Origin of the sequence: Fodinicurvata fenggangensis DSM 21160 (assembly GCF_000686045.1) — a bacterium.
GTDB classification, from domain to species: domain Bacteria; phylum Pseudomonadota; class Alphaproteobacteria; order Kiloniellales; family DSM-21159; genus Fodinicurvata; species Fodinicurvata fenggangensis.
This window is the reverse complement of the sequence record NZ_JMLV01000017.1, coordinates 24,875-38,185: the sequence shown is the minus strand read 5'-3', so window position 1 is coordinate 38,185 and position 13,311 is coordinate 24,875. Positions and strand designations below refer to the sequence as shown.

The 13,311-nt window shown below is 60.8% G+C and carries 14 protein-coding genes; 10 read left to right on the top strand and 4 right to left on the bottom strand.

All coding sequences use genetic code 11. The features are described from left to right. Window positions 1–13 precede the first annotated feature (13 nt). Genes BP38_RS0116990 through BP38_RS0116975 form a run of 4 tightly spaced genes read left to right on the top strand, consistent with a single transcriptional unit; the run spans window position 14 to window position 4,202 of the window. A complete protein-coding gene (locus tag BP38_RS0116990) occupies window positions 14–1,126 on the top strand; it encodes a zinc-binding dehydrogenase (RefSeq protein WP_026988711.1) in 1,113 nt (370 codons plus the stop codon). Window positions 1,127–1,143: 17 nt separating this feature from the next. Next, a complete protein-coding gene (locus BP38_RS21270) occupies window positions 1,144–2,337 on the top strand; it encodes a CaiB/BaiF CoA transferase family protein (RefSeq protein ID WP_155992487.1) in 1,194 nt (397 codons plus the stop codon). A 2-nt stretch (window positions 2,338–2,339) separates the two neighbouring features. Beyond that, window positions 2,340–3,233: an HpcH/HpaI aldolase/citrate lyase family protein gene (locus BP38_RS0116980; protein WP_026988710.1), complete on the top strand. Its 894-nt coding sequence runs from the start codon at window positions 2,340–2,342 to the stop codon at window positions 3,231–3,233. A gap of 24 nt (window positions 3,234–3,257) precedes the next feature. Beyond that, window positions 3,258–4,202 (top strand): LysR family transcriptional regulator, encoded by a 945-nt coding sequence (locus tag BP38_RS0116975; protein WP_026988709.1) that lies wholly within the window; start codon window positions 3,258–3,260, stop codon window positions 4,200–4,202. A gap of 248 nt (window positions 4,203–4,450) precedes the next feature. Here BP38_RS0116975 and BP38_RS0116970 read toward each other — a convergent pair whose 3' ends face one another. Continuing rightward, window positions 4,451–5,365 carry a LysR substrate-binding domain-containing protein gene (locus BP38_RS0116970; RefSeq protein WP_026988708.1) on the bottom strand — a complete coding sequence of 305 codons (915 nt, stop codon included), beginning with the start codon at window positions 5,363–5,365 and terminating at the stop codon, window positions 4,451–4,453. A 335-nt stretch (window positions 5,366–5,700) separates the two neighbouring features. Here BP38_RS0116970 and BP38_RS0116965 point away from each other — a divergent pair, with 335 nt between their 5' ends. Then, window positions 5,701–7,038, top strand: a complete 1,338-nt coding sequence (locus tag BP38_RS0116965) for a glycine cleavage T C-terminal barrel domain-containing protein (RefSeq protein ID WP_051609494.1) — start codon at window positions 5,701–5,703, stop codon at window positions 7,036–7,038. An 18-nt stretch (window positions 7,039–7,056) separates the two neighbouring features. On the opposite strand, the gene BP38_RS0116960 is transcribed toward BP38_RS0116965, so the two are convergent. Continuing rightward, a complete protein-coding gene (locus BP38_RS0116960) occupies window positions 7,057–7,575 on the bottom strand; it encodes a GNAT family N-acetyltransferase (protein WP_051609493.1) in 519 nt (172 codons plus the stop codon). A 47-nt stretch (window positions 7,576–7,622) separates the two neighbouring features. Here BP38_RS0116960 and arfB point away from each other — a divergent pair, with 47 nt between their 5' ends. Beyond that, window positions 7,623–8,048, top strand: a complete 426-nt coding sequence (gene arfB / locus BP38_RS0116955; protein WP_035725732.1) for an alternative ribosome rescue aminoacyl-tRNA hydrolase ArfB — start codon at window positions 7,623–7,625, stop codon at window positions 8,046–8,048. A 101-nt stretch (window positions 8,049–8,149) separates the two neighbouring features. After that, on the top strand, window positions 8,150–8,773 hold the full coding sequence (locus BP38_RS0116950; protein ID WP_026988704.1) for a class I SAM-dependent DNA methyltransferase: 624 nt from the start codon (window positions 8,150–8,152) through the stop codon (window positions 8,771–8,773). Between the two features lie 16 nt (window positions 8,774–8,789). Here BP38_RS0116950 and BP38_RS21265 read toward each other — a convergent pair whose 3' ends face one another. Both BP38_RS21265 and BP38_RS0116940 read right to left on the bottom strand, forming a co-directional pair. Further along, window positions 8,790–10,034, bottom strand: a complete 1,245-nt coding sequence (locus BP38_RS21265) for a CaiB/BaiF CoA transferase family protein (RefSeq protein ID WP_035725729.1) — start codon at window positions 10,032–10,034, stop codon at window positions 8,790–8,792. After that, the gene (locus tag BP38_RS0116940; protein ID WP_035725754.1) at window positions 10,027–11,007 is read right to left on the bottom strand and encodes a hydroxymethylglutaryl-CoA lyase; all 981 of its coding nucleotides are present in this window, start codon (window positions 11,005–11,007) and stop codon (window positions 10,027–10,029) included. The genes BP38_RS21265 and BP38_RS0116940 overlap by 8 nt, the downstream gene beginning before the upstream one ends. A 62-nt stretch (window positions 11,008–11,069) precedes the next feature. On the opposite strand from BP38_RS0116940, the gene BP38_RS0116935 reads away from it, so the two are divergent. From BP38_RS0116935 to BP38_RS0116925, 3 genes are all read left to right on the top strand, one after another. Beyond that, window positions 11,070–11,807, top strand: a complete 738-nt coding sequence (locus tag BP38_RS0116935) for a GntR family transcriptional regulator (RefSeq protein ID WP_211250384.1) — start codon at window positions 11,070–11,072, stop codon at window positions 11,805–11,807. A 101-nt stretch (window positions 11,808–11,908) separates the two neighbouring features. Next, window positions 11,909–12,880, top strand: a complete 972-nt coding sequence (locus BP38_RS0116930; RefSeq protein ID WP_211250382.1) for a Bug family tripartite tricarboxylate transporter substrate binding protein — start codon at window positions 11,909–11,911, stop codon at window positions 12,878–12,880. Beyond that, on the top strand, window positions 12,877–13,308 hold the full coding sequence (locus BP38_RS0116925; protein ID WP_026988700.1) for a tripartite tricarboxylate transporter TctB family protein: 432 nt from the start codon (window positions 12,877–12,879) through the stop codon (window positions 13,306–13,308). Before BP38_RS0116930 ends, BP38_RS0116925 begins: the two co-directional genes overlap by 4 nt. The last annotated feature ends 3 nt before the right edge of the window (window positions 13,309–13,311 follow it).

The following is a 13,311-nucleotide window of genomic DNA, read 5'->3' as shown; positions in this document are numbered from 1 at the left end:
AGGCCTATCAATCATGACCACTATTCCTACAACTTCCCGTGCCGCAGTTCTGAGAGCTTTTGGAGACCCTCTGGTCATAGAAGACGTACCGATCCCGGAGAAACTCGAACCGTCCTCGCTTCTGGTAAAAACGTCAGCCTGTTCGATCTGCGGAACGGATGTGCACCTTGCAAGTGGATCCCTGGCGCTTCCAGTTAATCTGCCCGTGATTATCGGTCATGAGATGACCGGACGCATTGTCGCGATGGGAGATAACGCCGAGCGCGACAGCGTCGGGCGGGATTTGAAGGTTGGTGACCGGATCCTCTGGACGCATACCTCCTGTGGCTCCTGTTACTACTGCACTGTCGCGAAGCAACCCACGCTCTGTGAAAACCGGCGCGCCTACATGTATGAGACGATGGCCGAGTATCCCTACCTGCTCGGCGGCTTTTCCGAGTACGGCTATGTCATGCCGCAATCCGGACGTATCAAGGTCCCAGAAGCTGTGAGCGATGACCTCGCAAGCCTCTGCTCCTGCGCGTTTCGTTCTGTGATGAACGCGATGAACAATCTGGGGGAAATCGAGGCACATGAGCACGTTGTGATCCAGGGCGTTGGGCCTCTGGGATTGCTTGCAACAGCGGTGGCCCGTGCTCGAGGTGCGCGCAGCGTCATTGCCATCGGGGCGCCTAAAGCCCGGCTCGATCTGGCTGGTGAGCTGGGAGCCGAACATACGCTCTCGATCGAAGACACCACACACGAAGAGCGCTTGGAGAAGATCCACAGCCTCACCGAAGGGCGTGGCGCAGATATCGTGATGGAATTCACCGGACATCCACCAGCATTCAATGAGGGACTTGATATCGCCCGCAAGGGGGGACGCTACTGCATCGTGGGGCAGCTCGGTGACAAGGACACGACGGTCAAACCGTCCACGATCGTGAAGAAGAATATCAACGTCATTGGAGCGTTCTCCGGGGACTCGCGCAGCTACTGGCAAGCTCTGGAGTTTACCGCTCAATACGCGTCTCAGATTCCCCTGTCGAAAATCCTGAGCAATCGATACGCACTGGATGACGTGAATACGGCGCTTCAGCGCATGAAAGCCTTCCAGGAAGTAAAGCCCGTCATCGAGTTCGCATAACAATGAGAGAGCAGTCGATGCATTCTTACGATGCTGACGCAAAGGGTCCGCTCGAAGGAGTTCGTGTCCTCGACATGTCCCGGCTGGTCGCCGGTAACATGACCACACATGTCCTGGCGGATTACGGGGCCGATGTTATCAAGATCGAACGCCCCGGAAATGGGGACGATCTGCGAAACTGGCGATGCGAAGACACTGACATCTATTGGAAGGTCTATGCACGCAACAAGCGAAGCTTTGCTGTCGACATAAAGTCGGAGGAGGGCAAACGTGACCTTCTTGACCTGATCGACACAGCCCAGGTGCTGGTTGAGAATTTCCTGCCCGGTACATTGGAAAAATGGGGTATGGGCCCGGAGGAGCTCCATTGCAGAAATCCAAACCTAATCATTCTCAGGGTTTCAGGTTGGGGGCAAACAGGGCCCTATAAGAATCGTCCCGGTTTCGGAACTCTCGTGGAGGCTATGTCAGGCTGGGCCTATCTCAATGGTCATCCTGACAAGCCACCAACCCTTCCTCCCCTGGCAATGGCGGACATGGTTGCCGGTCTCTATGGTGTAAGCGCAATCTTGACGGCATTGCGCGCCGTTGAAGTTGGTCACAAGGGTGGCCAGGTCATAGACCTGTCGCTCTTCGAGCCTATTCTCTCGATTATCTCTTCGGAAGCTCTGAAGTATCAGCTTACGGGTGTCCCAACAGAAAGAGCAGGTAATCAGTCCTCACATACTGCACCGCGCAACGTTTATATCTGTGACGATGGCGGCTATGTCGCGATGTCAGGCTCGATGCAGTCAATGGCGATGAAGATCCTGGAGACGATCGGACGACCCGAACTGAAGGATGACCCGCGATTTGCAACAAATGACGCACGTGTAGAAAACCGGGATGAGCTCGACGAGATCATTGGCGCGTTTATCAAACAACGCTCCCAGGCCGAGAATCTGGAACTGTTTGAAGCGGCCGGGGTGACCGTTGGGCCCGTGTGCTCCATAGCCGATCTCATGACCCACCCTTACGTGCTGGAACGGGAGGTCCTGGTCGATCTTCCCGACGAGGACGTAGGCAAAGTGCCGATGCACAACATTGTCCCACGCATGAGCGGTACACCCGGTGTCTTCAAACGCCCTGCTCCTCGACTGGGTGAGCACAACGAAGAGATCGCAGATGAACTTGATAAGCGCCGCAGCAAAAGCTCTGGGTCGAAAGGCTAACCATGACAGAAACTTCCCTTCCTTTCTGGCGCTCTATTCTGTTCGTACCCGTATTGAATGAAAAGTTTATCCGCGGTGCACCAAACCGAGGAGCGGACTGCATTCAACTCGATCTTGAGGACGCAATACCACCCGACCAAAAACAAGAGGCTCGAAAGGCTCTCCCTGAGGTCGCTGATCGATTGGCAGAACAGGGCTGCGAGGTAATTGTCAGAATAAACCGCCCTTTGCGAATGGCGGTGGCCGATATTGAAGCATCTGTCCGTCAGTCAGTCATGGCGTTGACTTTACCGAAAGTTCCTTTTCCGGAGCATGTCCTCAGTCTGATAGAAGTGATTGAGGAGATGGAGCGCGAGCAAGGGCTGGAGGAAGGCCATACAAAACTGATTGTCATGATCGAGACGGCGGAGGGCTTGCTACGCATTAATCAGATTGCTGCAGCGCATTCTCGTATTATCGGGATCATCGTTGGCCCAGAAGATCTTGCCGTTTCAATGGGCATGAAAACAACGCACGCATCATTGATGACACCGAATGTCCAAGCCGTGGCAGCTGCCAAGGCTGCCGGGTGCATGCCCCTTGGTTTTGTGGGTTCAATCGCAGGCTTCTCTGATCTTGAGAGTTACAGATCAACTATCCAGGAAGCACGTGAGCTCGGTTTCATGGGCGCCTTTGCAATCCATCCCAATCAGGTAGGTATTCTGAATGAGGAGTTTGCGCCTTCCCCTTCAGAGGTTGAGCAGGCTCGTGCGTTGGTCGAGACTTTCGAGAAGGCGATGGCTGAAGGTCGAGGCACGGCTCAATTTGAAGGCAAGATGATTGACCTACCCGTTGTAGACCAAGCTAGGGCTATATTGGAGGCTGACAGGAAGGTGCGTAAAAAAGCGAGGGCTTGAGGGCGCGCTAGAACTGGTGGATAGATGGATCTGAAAGATCTTAAGTGCGTCGTTGCAATTGCGGAAACCGGCTCGTTCATCCGTGCGTCCGAAAAGCTCAACATGTCTCAGCCTTCGGTGAGTGCACGTGTTCGTACTCTCGAAGAAAATCTTGGTCTTCGACTATTCGAGCGTGAGACCAGAGGAGTCAAAATCACCCAGGAAGGGCAGGAACTCCTTCAACACGCCAAGGTGATCCTTCGGCAAGTCTCCGAGGCAGAGGCCGACATGGTCTCCTATCGGAGTACGCCTGTTGGACTGGTGCGCGTGGGCCTTCCGACTTCCCTCACGGCGATGCTTGCAGTCCCACTCCTGGAGAGGTGCATGCACGATATGCCGAACGTCAAGTTGCGCCTTGTCGAGAGCATGTCCGGATATCTGACTCAATGGCTGCGAGATGGAACATTGGATCTCTCGGTTACCTTCGGGTCAAATCCGCCCCCTGATATCGAAGTAGAGCCCTTGGCCAGGGAAGACCTCCTTTTGGTTGGAAGAAGCAATGAAGATATTGAACCCTACCTAGATAGCGATGGGTCAATCCCCATGGCCCGTTTATCCGAGATCAGGCTAATCCTTCCCGGCCCTGAACACGGCTTGCGTAGCCTCATAGATACTCAGACACGACAACAAGCTGTGCCTATCAACGTCGCCATTGAGATAGACGCTTTTAATGAGATCAAACGGCTCGTCACCAAAGGACTTGGATACACCATCATGTCATCTGCGGCCTATAATGACGGTACGCAATGGTCGCTTGGCGCCGCAACAATACGGCGGCCAACGGTTTCCCGTGTCGTAAACCTTGCCACCCTTTCCTCACGATCTCTCCCTCGTGCCTCCAAGGAAGTTGCGCTCCGTATCAAAGAAACCGTGCGACAAAAATCTCAAGGAGAGGATTGGTTTGCCAGCGCAATAATCAGTTCCCCGTGAACAACGGCCCCTATCCTTGCTGATGTGCGGATCCCAAGGCCTGTCTATCTATCCGTATTTGCAGGATAGCAGAGCTTTAAGGCTCGAAGCTTTGAGATTCTTACTCGGTTAGGGCGTTCCCGGGTGGAACGTGTCTCATAGCGCCTCCTTTTTCCATTCCTCTACCGATAATGCTCCGTCAAATGCCGGGCCCAAATATCTAATTTTGGACAGACATAGAGAGCCCGACCGGAAGGGCCGAAGGAAGGTCAACCTTCCTGCACGTCCGGCTCTCCCAGCGCCTCGATCAGCCAGTCACGAAGACTGCAGGCGGCTTCAGAGAGTTCGCCCTCTGGCCGGGTCACAAGATAGAACCAATGCGGGGCCGGGACAGAGTAGTCGCTGACCACAACCAGTTCGCCGCGCCGGATCATCGGATCCACGAGACGTCGCCAGCCGAGGATCAGCCCCAACCCGTCCATCGCGGCATAAAGGCCGATCATGTAGTTGTTGACGCGAAGTCCGTGCTTCTGGGGCAATGCGCAGTTCAATGCCCCGAACCAGTCACTCCATCGGGTCCAGCTCTGGTCGTGGGAATCCAGGTAGATATGACGTTGGGCGGCGAGGGTTTCCAGGGAGGGCGCCTGCAATGACCTGGCCAGCTCCGGGCTTGCCAAGGGCATCAGCACGTCCCGATAGAGCGCATGTTGATCCCAGGAGGTGTTCGGGTCACGGCCGTAGCGGATGTACATGTCGAGTTCCGGCGCGATACCGAAGCTCGTGTCCGAGACAAGCTGGTCCACGGTTATGTCGGGATGTTCATGCCAGAAACCGGCCAGAAGTTTCGCCGTCCAGAGGCTGGCCACGGCCGAACTCGCGCCGATTGTAACCCGTGTTTCCTCATTGCGTTGCCGGATCTCCCGTAACCTTTGGGAAATCCGCACAAAACTCTCAGCCAGGGTGGAGAACAGGCGATCTCCTTCCTCCGTCAGGTCGACACCGCGATGACGGCGCACGAACAGGGGGGCCCCCAGCTCGTCCTCGAGGGCCCGAATCTGGTGGCTGACCGCGCCCGGCGTCACGTTCAGTTCCACGGCCGCATTCTTGAAGCTGAGATGGCGTGCCGCTGTTTCAAAGGCGGCCAGTGCCGTCAACGGCGGGAGATCATAGACCTTGCGCGACATCGGATCTTCGTTCCGTTTAGACGATGAAAGGTGAACTCAGTTCACGACAAATTGCGACTTGCGTCCAGTCCATGGCATTTCTGTATGGGTAAAGGCAGAGTTTCATTCATGCGAGGAGCTTGCTGCAGGGGGGAAGGCCGTCATGTTATCGGAAACTCTGCTGACCTGGCCCAGTCCTGCGTCCTTTCCTGACTTTCCGTCGCCCCTGAGCATTCGGGCGGCGTTCCACAGGCACCTTTTCGGTTGTGGAGGTGGTAGTCCTTTCATCAGGGCCTTGAAGTGAGGGTCCTCTTGCGCCGAACGGCGTCATTGCGGACATGAAAGGAGCCCTGCCCATGTCTCCGACCACACCCGCCACCCACAAGGATCGCACCCACCCGAACGTGCCGGCCGTCGACCAGTCCGACCGGATGGTGCCCTGCAACCTGCGCCAGTCGGGACCGACCCCGGTGCAGATGCTGATCTCGACACGGGTCCGCAAGTCGCCCTTCTGGCACCTGTCCATCGAGGCCGGCGCCTGGCGGGCGACGGTCTATAACCGCATGTATCATCCGCGCGGCTATGTGCGCCCGGAGGACGGCGGTGCCATGGCGGAGTACGACTCCCTGGTCAATCGGGTGACTCTGTGGAACGTGGCCGTGGAGCGCCAGATCCAGGTGAAGGGGCCCGACGCTGAGGCCTTCGTCAACTTCGTCATCACCCGGGATGCCACCAAGATCCAGCCCATGCACGGCAAGTACTGCATCCTGTGCAACGAGAAGGGCGGCATCCTGAACGATCCGGTGCTGTTGCGCCTGGCCAAGGACGAGTTCTGGTTCTCCATCTCGGATTCCGACCTGCTGCTCTGGCTGCAGGGGGTGAATATCGGCCGGCGCTGGGATGTGGACATTGCCGAGATCGACGTGGCGCCGCTGCAGGTGCAGGGCCCCCTGTCCGAGGAACTGATGACCGAGCTGTTCGGCAGCTCTGTCGGGCAATTGCCCTACTACGGCTTGATGGAAGCGGACCTGGCCGGCTGCCCCGTGGTGGTCAGCCAGACGGGTTTCACGGGCGAGAAGGGCTATGAGATCTATGTCCGCAACGCCACGGAATCGGCCGAATCCATCTGGTACGCCATTCGCGGCGCCGGCGCCAGCTATGGCCTGCGGGTGATCGCACCGGCCCACCATCGGCGGGTTGCTGCCGGCATTCTGTCGTGGGGCCAGGACATGGACGTGGAGACCTCGCCCTTCCAGGTGAACCTGACCTATCAGGTGCCGCGCAAGAAGACCGCCGACTATATCGGCAAGGCCGAACTGGAGCGCCAGCGTGCCGAGATTGATGCGGGGCGCTATCCCTTTGCGTTGAAGCTGGTGGGCATGAAACTGGGCGGGCAGGCGATCATCGACTATGCTCCGGACTTTTGGTTGATCCAGAACAGCAACGGCGAACGCGTGGGCTATGTCACCTCGCCCTGGTGGTCGCCGGAGCTGGAGACCAACATCGCGCTGGGCTACGTCCCCTGGGCGCTGTCCGAACTGGGCACCAAGCTGAAGGTCGAGTTACCTGAGGCCTATACGGAGATTTCCGGCCAGCCGGTCGAGGCGGCCGTGACCGAAGTGCCCTTCCGGCCCTCGAAGAATCCCAGTGCACGTGAGCGGGCGACGGCCGAAGGCCGGGACTGGGCTTACTAGCCCGGCCCGCTCGACTGGTCAGCTCTCGAAAACCAGCAGCCGCACCTTTCCCTCGGAAGTCACGGTCTCGCCTGTGTCCCGGAAGGCGGCGCTGACGCAGGCGCGGTGGGCGTGCAGGTTGCGCACGTCGGGGTCGATGGCGACCGTCGGGGCGCCGGCGGCCCTGAGCTGGAGTGCGCGCCGGCGCAGGAAGGCGGCACCGTGGCCCTGGCCGTACATCTCCGCACGTCCGATGAAGCAATCCAGGCCGCGGCTGCCCCGCGGCAGGTGGGTCAGGTGCGGCTGTGGCCAGCGGTGGATCGGGTAATCCTGGATATAGGCAAAGGGCGTTGCCTGGAAGGTCACCAGCTTCATGACCATGTCGGGCTCGTCGAGATCGGAGGTCAGCAGGGCCAGCTGTTCGGCCGGGTCGCCCCACCAACGGCTGACCTGCGGCAGCTGCAGCCAGGCCTCGAGCAGGGCAAGATCCGACCGCCGGACGGGCCGGAAGCTGTACTCGTCACGCTCATCCCGGTTGCGAATTCGGCCGTTGCGCATGATGCTTCCAGAATAGCAGGTTCGCAGAAAGGTTGAAGGCACAAGGGATGACCCACCTGAAGGTGACAGGGCGCATAGCCATTTCGGAATCGGAACTGGAGGAGACGTTCATCCAGGCCTCCGGTCCCGGCGGGCAGAATGTGAACAAGGTGGCCACGGCCGTGCAGCTGCGCTTCAATGCCGTCAACTCTCCCGCCTTGCCGGAAGACGTGCGCCAGCGCCTGTTGCCGCTCGCCGGGCGGCGCCTGAACCAGGACGGAGAGATCGTGATAGAGGCGCGGCGTTTCCGGACGCGTGAGCGCAATCGCGAGGATGCACGCGCGCGCCTGGTCGCCCTGGTGCACAAGGCGGCGCAGCCCCCCAAACCGCGGCGGAAGACCCGGCCGCCACTGGCCAGCAAGCGCCGGCGCCTGGACGCGAAGAAGGCGCGTGGAACCATCAAGCGCGCCCGGTCAAAGCCGGTGGAAGAGTAGCAACGGCGAGGCACGCAGCCTGGGGGGCGATTTGCCATGACCGGGCCTTTTGCCTATGGTCGCGCGCTCATCAGCCATAACAGAGAGGACAGAAGAAGCTCATGAGTGAGAACAACCCGCTGCTGCGCCGCGTGTACGCCCTGGATGGCGACAAGGAAGAAACCCGCCGCGTCTATGCCGAATGGGCCGAACAGTATGACCGCGACACCCTGGACGGCATGGGCTATGTGGCCCCCGGCCTGGTGGCGAAGGAACTGTCCGGCCTGGTCGCCAAGGATGCGAAGGTTCTGGACGCAGGCTGCGGCACCGGACTGGCTGGCGTGGAGCTGAAGAAACTGGGCTTCACCAATATCGATGGCATCGACCTGTCGGGGGAGATGCTGGAGGTGGCCCGCGAGAAGGAAGCCTATGACAAGCTGGCCGAAGCGGACATGACCGTTCCGCTGGAGATTGCCGACGACAGCTATGATGCCGTCATCTCGGTCGGCGTCTTCACCAGCGGCCACGTCAAACCAAAGGCCCTGGACGAGTTGGCCCGCGTCACCCGGAAAGGTGGGCAGATCGTCGTGACGGTCCATGAGAAAGTCTGGGAGGCCGATGGCTACCCGGACTACCTGGAGGACATGGAAAAACGCGGCCTGGTCAGTATCCGGGCGGTAAAGGAAGCGCCCTATCACCGCAAGGAAGGCTACAGCTGCCAGATCTGCGTTCTGGAAGTTCTCTGAAGCACAGGCCTGTCGTTCAGCCGCCGGTTTCCTTGCGTTTCTGAAGCAGGCCGGCGGCGACCACGCCCTCCTTTTCCAGGGCGTCAATTTCCTCTGCCGTGAAGCCGCTCTGCTGAAGTACGCTTTCGGTGTCGGCGCCCAGGTCCGGTGCAGGCCGGCGCACCTCGCAGGGGGTGCGGTTCAGCTTGACGGGGAAACCCAGCATACGGATCGGTCCATAGCCCGGCTGTTCCACGTCGATGACCATCTTCTGGGCCTGGACCTGCGGGTCGGAGAAAGCCTCCGCCAGATTCAGGACCCGCCCGCAGGGCACGCCCGCCTTGTTCAGGCGGTCGATCCAGACGTCCTGGGACTCCTTCGAGATCTCCGCGTCCAGCAGGGCCTGCAGCTCGTTGCGCCGGGCGAAGCGCTTCTCGTTGGTGTCATAGCGCGGATCTTCCATCAGGTGGCCGACGCCGACCGTATCCAGGAAGCGCGTCAGGATGGTGTCGTTGGAGGGAGCCACCGCGATCTCGCCATCCGAAGTCTTGAACAGGCCATAGGGCGCGACCAGCGGGTGACTGTTGCCTGTACGCTCCGGCAGGTTGCCTGTGGCCAGGAATTCCGAGGCCAGATAGGCCATCATGCTGATGGCGCCATTCACCATGGCGGACTCCACATGCTGGCCTTCGCCGTTCAGGTCGCGGGCGCGCAGGGCGCTGACGATGCCGAAGGCGCAGTAGAGACCGGCCACGAGATCCGTGATCGGCTGCGCCGAGCGCATGGGATCCTCACCCTCCGCACCGTTGACGCTCATCAGGCCGCTCATGGCCTGGGCAATGAAGTCGAAGGCCGGACGGTCCACATAGGGGCCACTGCCGCCGAAGCCGTTGATGTTAGCGGTCACCAGGCGCGGGTTGAGTTCCTTCAGCCGCGCCTCGTCGAAGCCCATGCGGGCCAGGACGCCGGGCCGGAAGTTGTCGACCATGACGTCAGCGTCGCGGATCAGGCGGGCCAGCACCTCCTTGCCCGCATCGCTGTAGAGGTCCAGGACCATGGACTTCTTGTTGCGATTGAAGGCGGCGAAATACCAGGAAAAGCCGTTGGGCATCGCGCCCTGTTCGCGCACAGGATCGCCCTTGGGGGGCTCGACCTTGATGACCTCGGCGCCCATGTCGCCAAGCATCATGCTGCAGAAGGGGCCGGAGAGAACGCGCGTCAGGTCGAGGACACGAATGCCCTCGAGTGGCGCCCTGGTCGGGGACGTTGCGTCTTCACCCATTGGCCCGTGCGTCGGCTGTCGCGACGCTGCCCAGGTCGTGGATTTCCAGCCGCGGGCCGGCCTTCATGACCTGGCCCGGCAGGCTGCGGCCGATCATCTCCTCGGTCCGGCGGGAGACGGCGATCAGGCGATCCAGGTCAATGCCGGTCGCAACGCCGCTTTCGTGCAGCATGTAGACCAGGTCCTCCGTGCAGATATTCCCCGTGGCCTTGGGTGCGAAGGGGCATCCGCCAAGCCCGCCGATGCTGGCTTCATAGCGGGTGATCCCTTCCAGCAGGCCGGTGTAGACACAGGCCAGTCCCACACCGCGCGTGTTGTGGAAGTGCAGGGCGATATCCGCCTCCGGGACGTGGGTCTTGAGGGCCTGGCAGCGCTCGCGCACGATCGGCGGCGTCGCCATGCCGGTGGTATCCCCAAGTGAGATTTTCGTGATGCCCATGTCACGGTAGGCCCTGGCGACATCCACCACTTCCTCCGCAGCCACGTTGCCCTCGAAGGGACAGCCGAAGGCGGTGGCGATGGCGCCGAAAACCTGGATGCCCGCCGGCTCGGCAATGCGGCAGATATTGCGGAAACCGTCCAGGGAGGCTTCGCGCGTGCGATTGACGTTCTTCAGGTTGTGGCTTTCCGAGGCGGACATGAAGACCACCATGGCATCGACCCCGGCCTCGACGGCGCGCTCGGCCCCCTTGGCGTTGGGCACCAGCGCGGTCAGCACGGCCCCTTTGCTGCGATCGATGCCCGCCAGGACCTCGGCCGCGTCCTTCATCTGCGGCACGGCACGTGGCGAGACGAAGGAGGTGACTTCGAGATGGCGAAGTCCGGCGTCGATCAGGCCGTTGACCAGTTCGATCTTCTGCTCGGTGCTGATCCAGGCGCCTTCCGACTGCAGACCGTCACGCGGACCCACGTCCACGATATCGACATGAGCGGGAAAACCGGGGATCGCAGTGTTTCCAGATGATACCACCATGAGCTTTTCACAGCTGTTGCCTTGGTCCACCAATGCGGTATACCATTTATGTTGGAGGGTCAATGAGGGAAGCCATGGAGCAGCTTGCGCAACAGTCCGGGGAGGATGAAGTGACAGCGTCCCCACAGAACCTGGGCCGCTTGGCGCATTCCCGCATCCGCGCGGATATCCTGTCGCTGGGCCTGGCCCCGGGCGAGGTGGTGTCCGAACGCGGCCTGCAGGGGGTCTACGGCATCTCCCGCACGCCGATCCGTGAAGCGCTGGCCGCCTTGATCCGCGAGGGGTTGGTGGTGCGCACCGCGCGCGGCTATGCCGTGGCGCCTTTCGACCTGCGCGAACTGCGCGAGATATTCGAATATCGGGAAATCGTCGAGGACGCAGCCGTCAGGCTGGCTTGCCACCATGCCATGGCCCAGGAACTTGATGCGTTGCAGCGAACGGTCGACGCCGGGCTTGAGCCATTTACCCCCGACGGCTGGTTCGAGGCCGGACTGGATGTTCATGTCCGAATTGCCGAGTTGTCATGCAACCGTTTCCTGCGCGATGCCGTCCGCGACACGGTGAACCGGACCTTACGGCCGCGCTGGCTGCTGGCCTCATCCGAGGAGGCGCGCGCGGTTTCCCATCGCGAGCACAGCGAGATTGTCGAGTTGATTCGGGCCCAGGACGAAGAGGGGGCTGCAAGAGCCATTCGTCTGCACGGGCGGGATGTGCGCGACCGCATACTCGCGGCCATCAGCGACTCTCGCCGGATATTCGGGGCCCGGGCCTTCACGGAGCCGGGGCAGGCAGGAATCTGACCCCAGGGAAAGGGGCAGGGGGCAAGAACCGGAAAACCGGATAAAGCCCGATCAAGGGCCGGCCTTCCGGCCGGATGAATAACAGGAAGCTAGGGAGGAAAATGATGACAGTTATTTCAAGAACCCTTGGCGCCGCGGTGGTCTTTGCATCGCTGGGCGCCTTCCAGGCGCAGGCAGCGGAATGCATTGCGCCGGCCGACCCCGGTGGAGGTTGGGACTTTACCTGTCGCACGGTCGGCAAGCTGCTGCACGATCTGGATCTCGTGGACGAACCGGTCCAGGTCACGAATATGCCGGGCGGGGTCGGTGCAACGGCCTACGCCAACGTCATGTCGAAACGCGCGGACGATGACTCCCTGCTGGTGGCAACCTCCACAGTGGGCGTTACACAGATTGCCCAGGACAAGTATCCGGCGGGCACCGACGTGATGCGCTGGATTGCCATGCTGGGCACCGACGTGGGTGTCCTGGTCGTGCCGGCCGACTCCGAGATGGAGGATCTGGACGACCTGGTCGAGGCCTTGAAGGAAGATCCGGGCTCGGTCCCGACAGCGGGGTCCTCGGGGGCCGGTGGTTGGGATCATATCCGCCTGTTGATGCTTGCCGACGCCGCAGGCATCTCTGCCGAGGACTACAAGCAGATCCGCTGGGTCCAGTTCGACGGCGGCAGCCCGGCCGTGACCCAGATGTTGGGTGGACAGGTGGATCTGGTTTCCACGGACCTGGGGGAGATTGCCGGTTTCGTGGAATCCGGCGACATCCGCATCCTGGCCGCCTTGTCCGACGATCCCATCCCGGCTTTCCCCGATGCCCCCACGGCCATCGAACAGGGCTATGAAGTCACGGGCTACAACTGGCGCGGTTTCTATACTGGCGGTGAGGTCTCCGACGAGGTCTACGAAAGCTGGGTGGAACGCCTGTCGGACCTCTACGAGAGTGACGAATGGAAGGAAGCCGCGCGGAGCAGCGGGCTGGTGCCCGTCTGGCGCGGCGGTGAGGAATTCGAGGCCTATGTGAACGAACAGGCCGAGCAGATGAACCAGATCTCGCGGGAGATCGGGGTTATCGAATGACAGATCGCATTGTCGGCCTGGTTCTCCTGGCCGCTGCGATCTGGTATGGACTGACTGCGGGCACCTACGAGGCAAGTTTCGGCGACCCTCTGGGGCCCGCAGCGTTTCCCGTGATGCTGTCCGTGCCCGTGGCGGTGCTGAGCCTTTTCCTGCTGTTGCGGCCCGACGCCAACCCGGATTGGCCGCGCGGTGCGGCATTGCTGCGGCAGCTGGCGGCCATCTGCATCCTGGTGAGTTACGCCCTGCTGCTGGAAAGGCTGGGCTTTCTACTGATCACCTTCGTGGCGGTGGCCTTGCTTGGGCGACTGCTTGGCAGCCAGTGGCACAAATCCGCTGTTTCTGGTGCGGTGGTCAGCCTGGTTCTGTTCCTGACCTTCGACCGTGTGCTCGGACTGCCATTGCCCGCCCTGCCCGAATTCATGAGCTGACGC

Excerpts from the sequence above, each read along its gene's own strand:
- BP38_RS0116990 (WP_026988711.1), top strand. The coding sequence starts at position 14 with ATGACCACTATTCCTACAACTTCCCGTGCCGCAGTTCTGAGAGCTTTT.
- BP38_RS21270 (WP_155992487.1), top strand. The coding sequence starts at position 1,144 with ATGCATTCTTACGATGCTGACGCAAAGGGTCCGCTCGAAGGAGTTCGT.
- BP38_RS0116980 (WP_026988710.1), top strand. The coding sequence starts at position 2,340 with ATGACAGAAACTTCCCTTCCTTTCTGGCGCTCTATTCTGTTCGTACCC.
- BP38_RS0116975 (WP_026988709.1), top strand. The coding sequence starts at position 3,258 with ATGGATCTGAAAGATCTTAAGTGCGTCGTTGCAATTGCGGAAACCGGC.
- BP38_RS0116970 (WP_026988708.1), bottom strand. The coding sequence starts at position 5,365 with ATGTCGCGCAAGGTCTATGATCTCCCGCCGTTGACGGCACTGGCCGCC.
- BP38_RS0116965 (WP_051609494.1), top strand. The coding sequence starts at position 5,701 with ATGTCTCCGACCACACCCGCCACCCACAAGGATCGCACCCACCCGAAC.
- BP38_RS0116960 (WP_051609493.1), bottom strand. The coding sequence starts at position 7,575 with ATGCGCAACGGCCGAATTCGCAACCGGGATGAGCGTGACGAGTACAGC.
- arfB (WP_035725732.1), top strand. The coding sequence starts at position 7,623 with ATGACCCACCTGAAGGTGACAGGGCGCATAGCCATTTCGGAATCGGAA.
- BP38_RS0116950 (WP_026988704.1), top strand. The coding sequence starts at position 8,150 with ATGAGTGAGAACAACCCGCTGCTGCGCCGCGTGTACGCCCTGGATGGC.
- BP38_RS21265 (WP_035725729.1), bottom strand. The coding sequence starts at position 10,034 with ATGGGTGAAGACGCAACGTCCCCGACCAGGGCGCCACTCGAGGGCATT.
- BP38_RS0116940 (WP_035725754.1), bottom strand. The coding sequence starts at position 11,007 with ATGGTGGTATCATCTGGAAACACTGCGATCCCCGGTTTTCCCGCTCAT.
- BP38_RS0116935 (WP_211250384.1), top strand. The coding sequence starts at position 11,070 with ATGAGGGAAGCCATGGAGCAGCTTGCGCAACAGTCCGGGGAGGATGAA.
- BP38_RS0116930 (WP_211250382.1), top strand. The coding sequence starts at position 11,909 with ATGATGACAGTTATTTCAAGAACCCTTGGCGCCGCGGTGGTCTTTGCA.
- BP38_RS0116925 (WP_026988700.1), top strand. The coding sequence starts at position 12,877 with ATGACAGATCGCATTGTCGGCCTGGTTCTCCTGGCCGCTGCGATCTGG.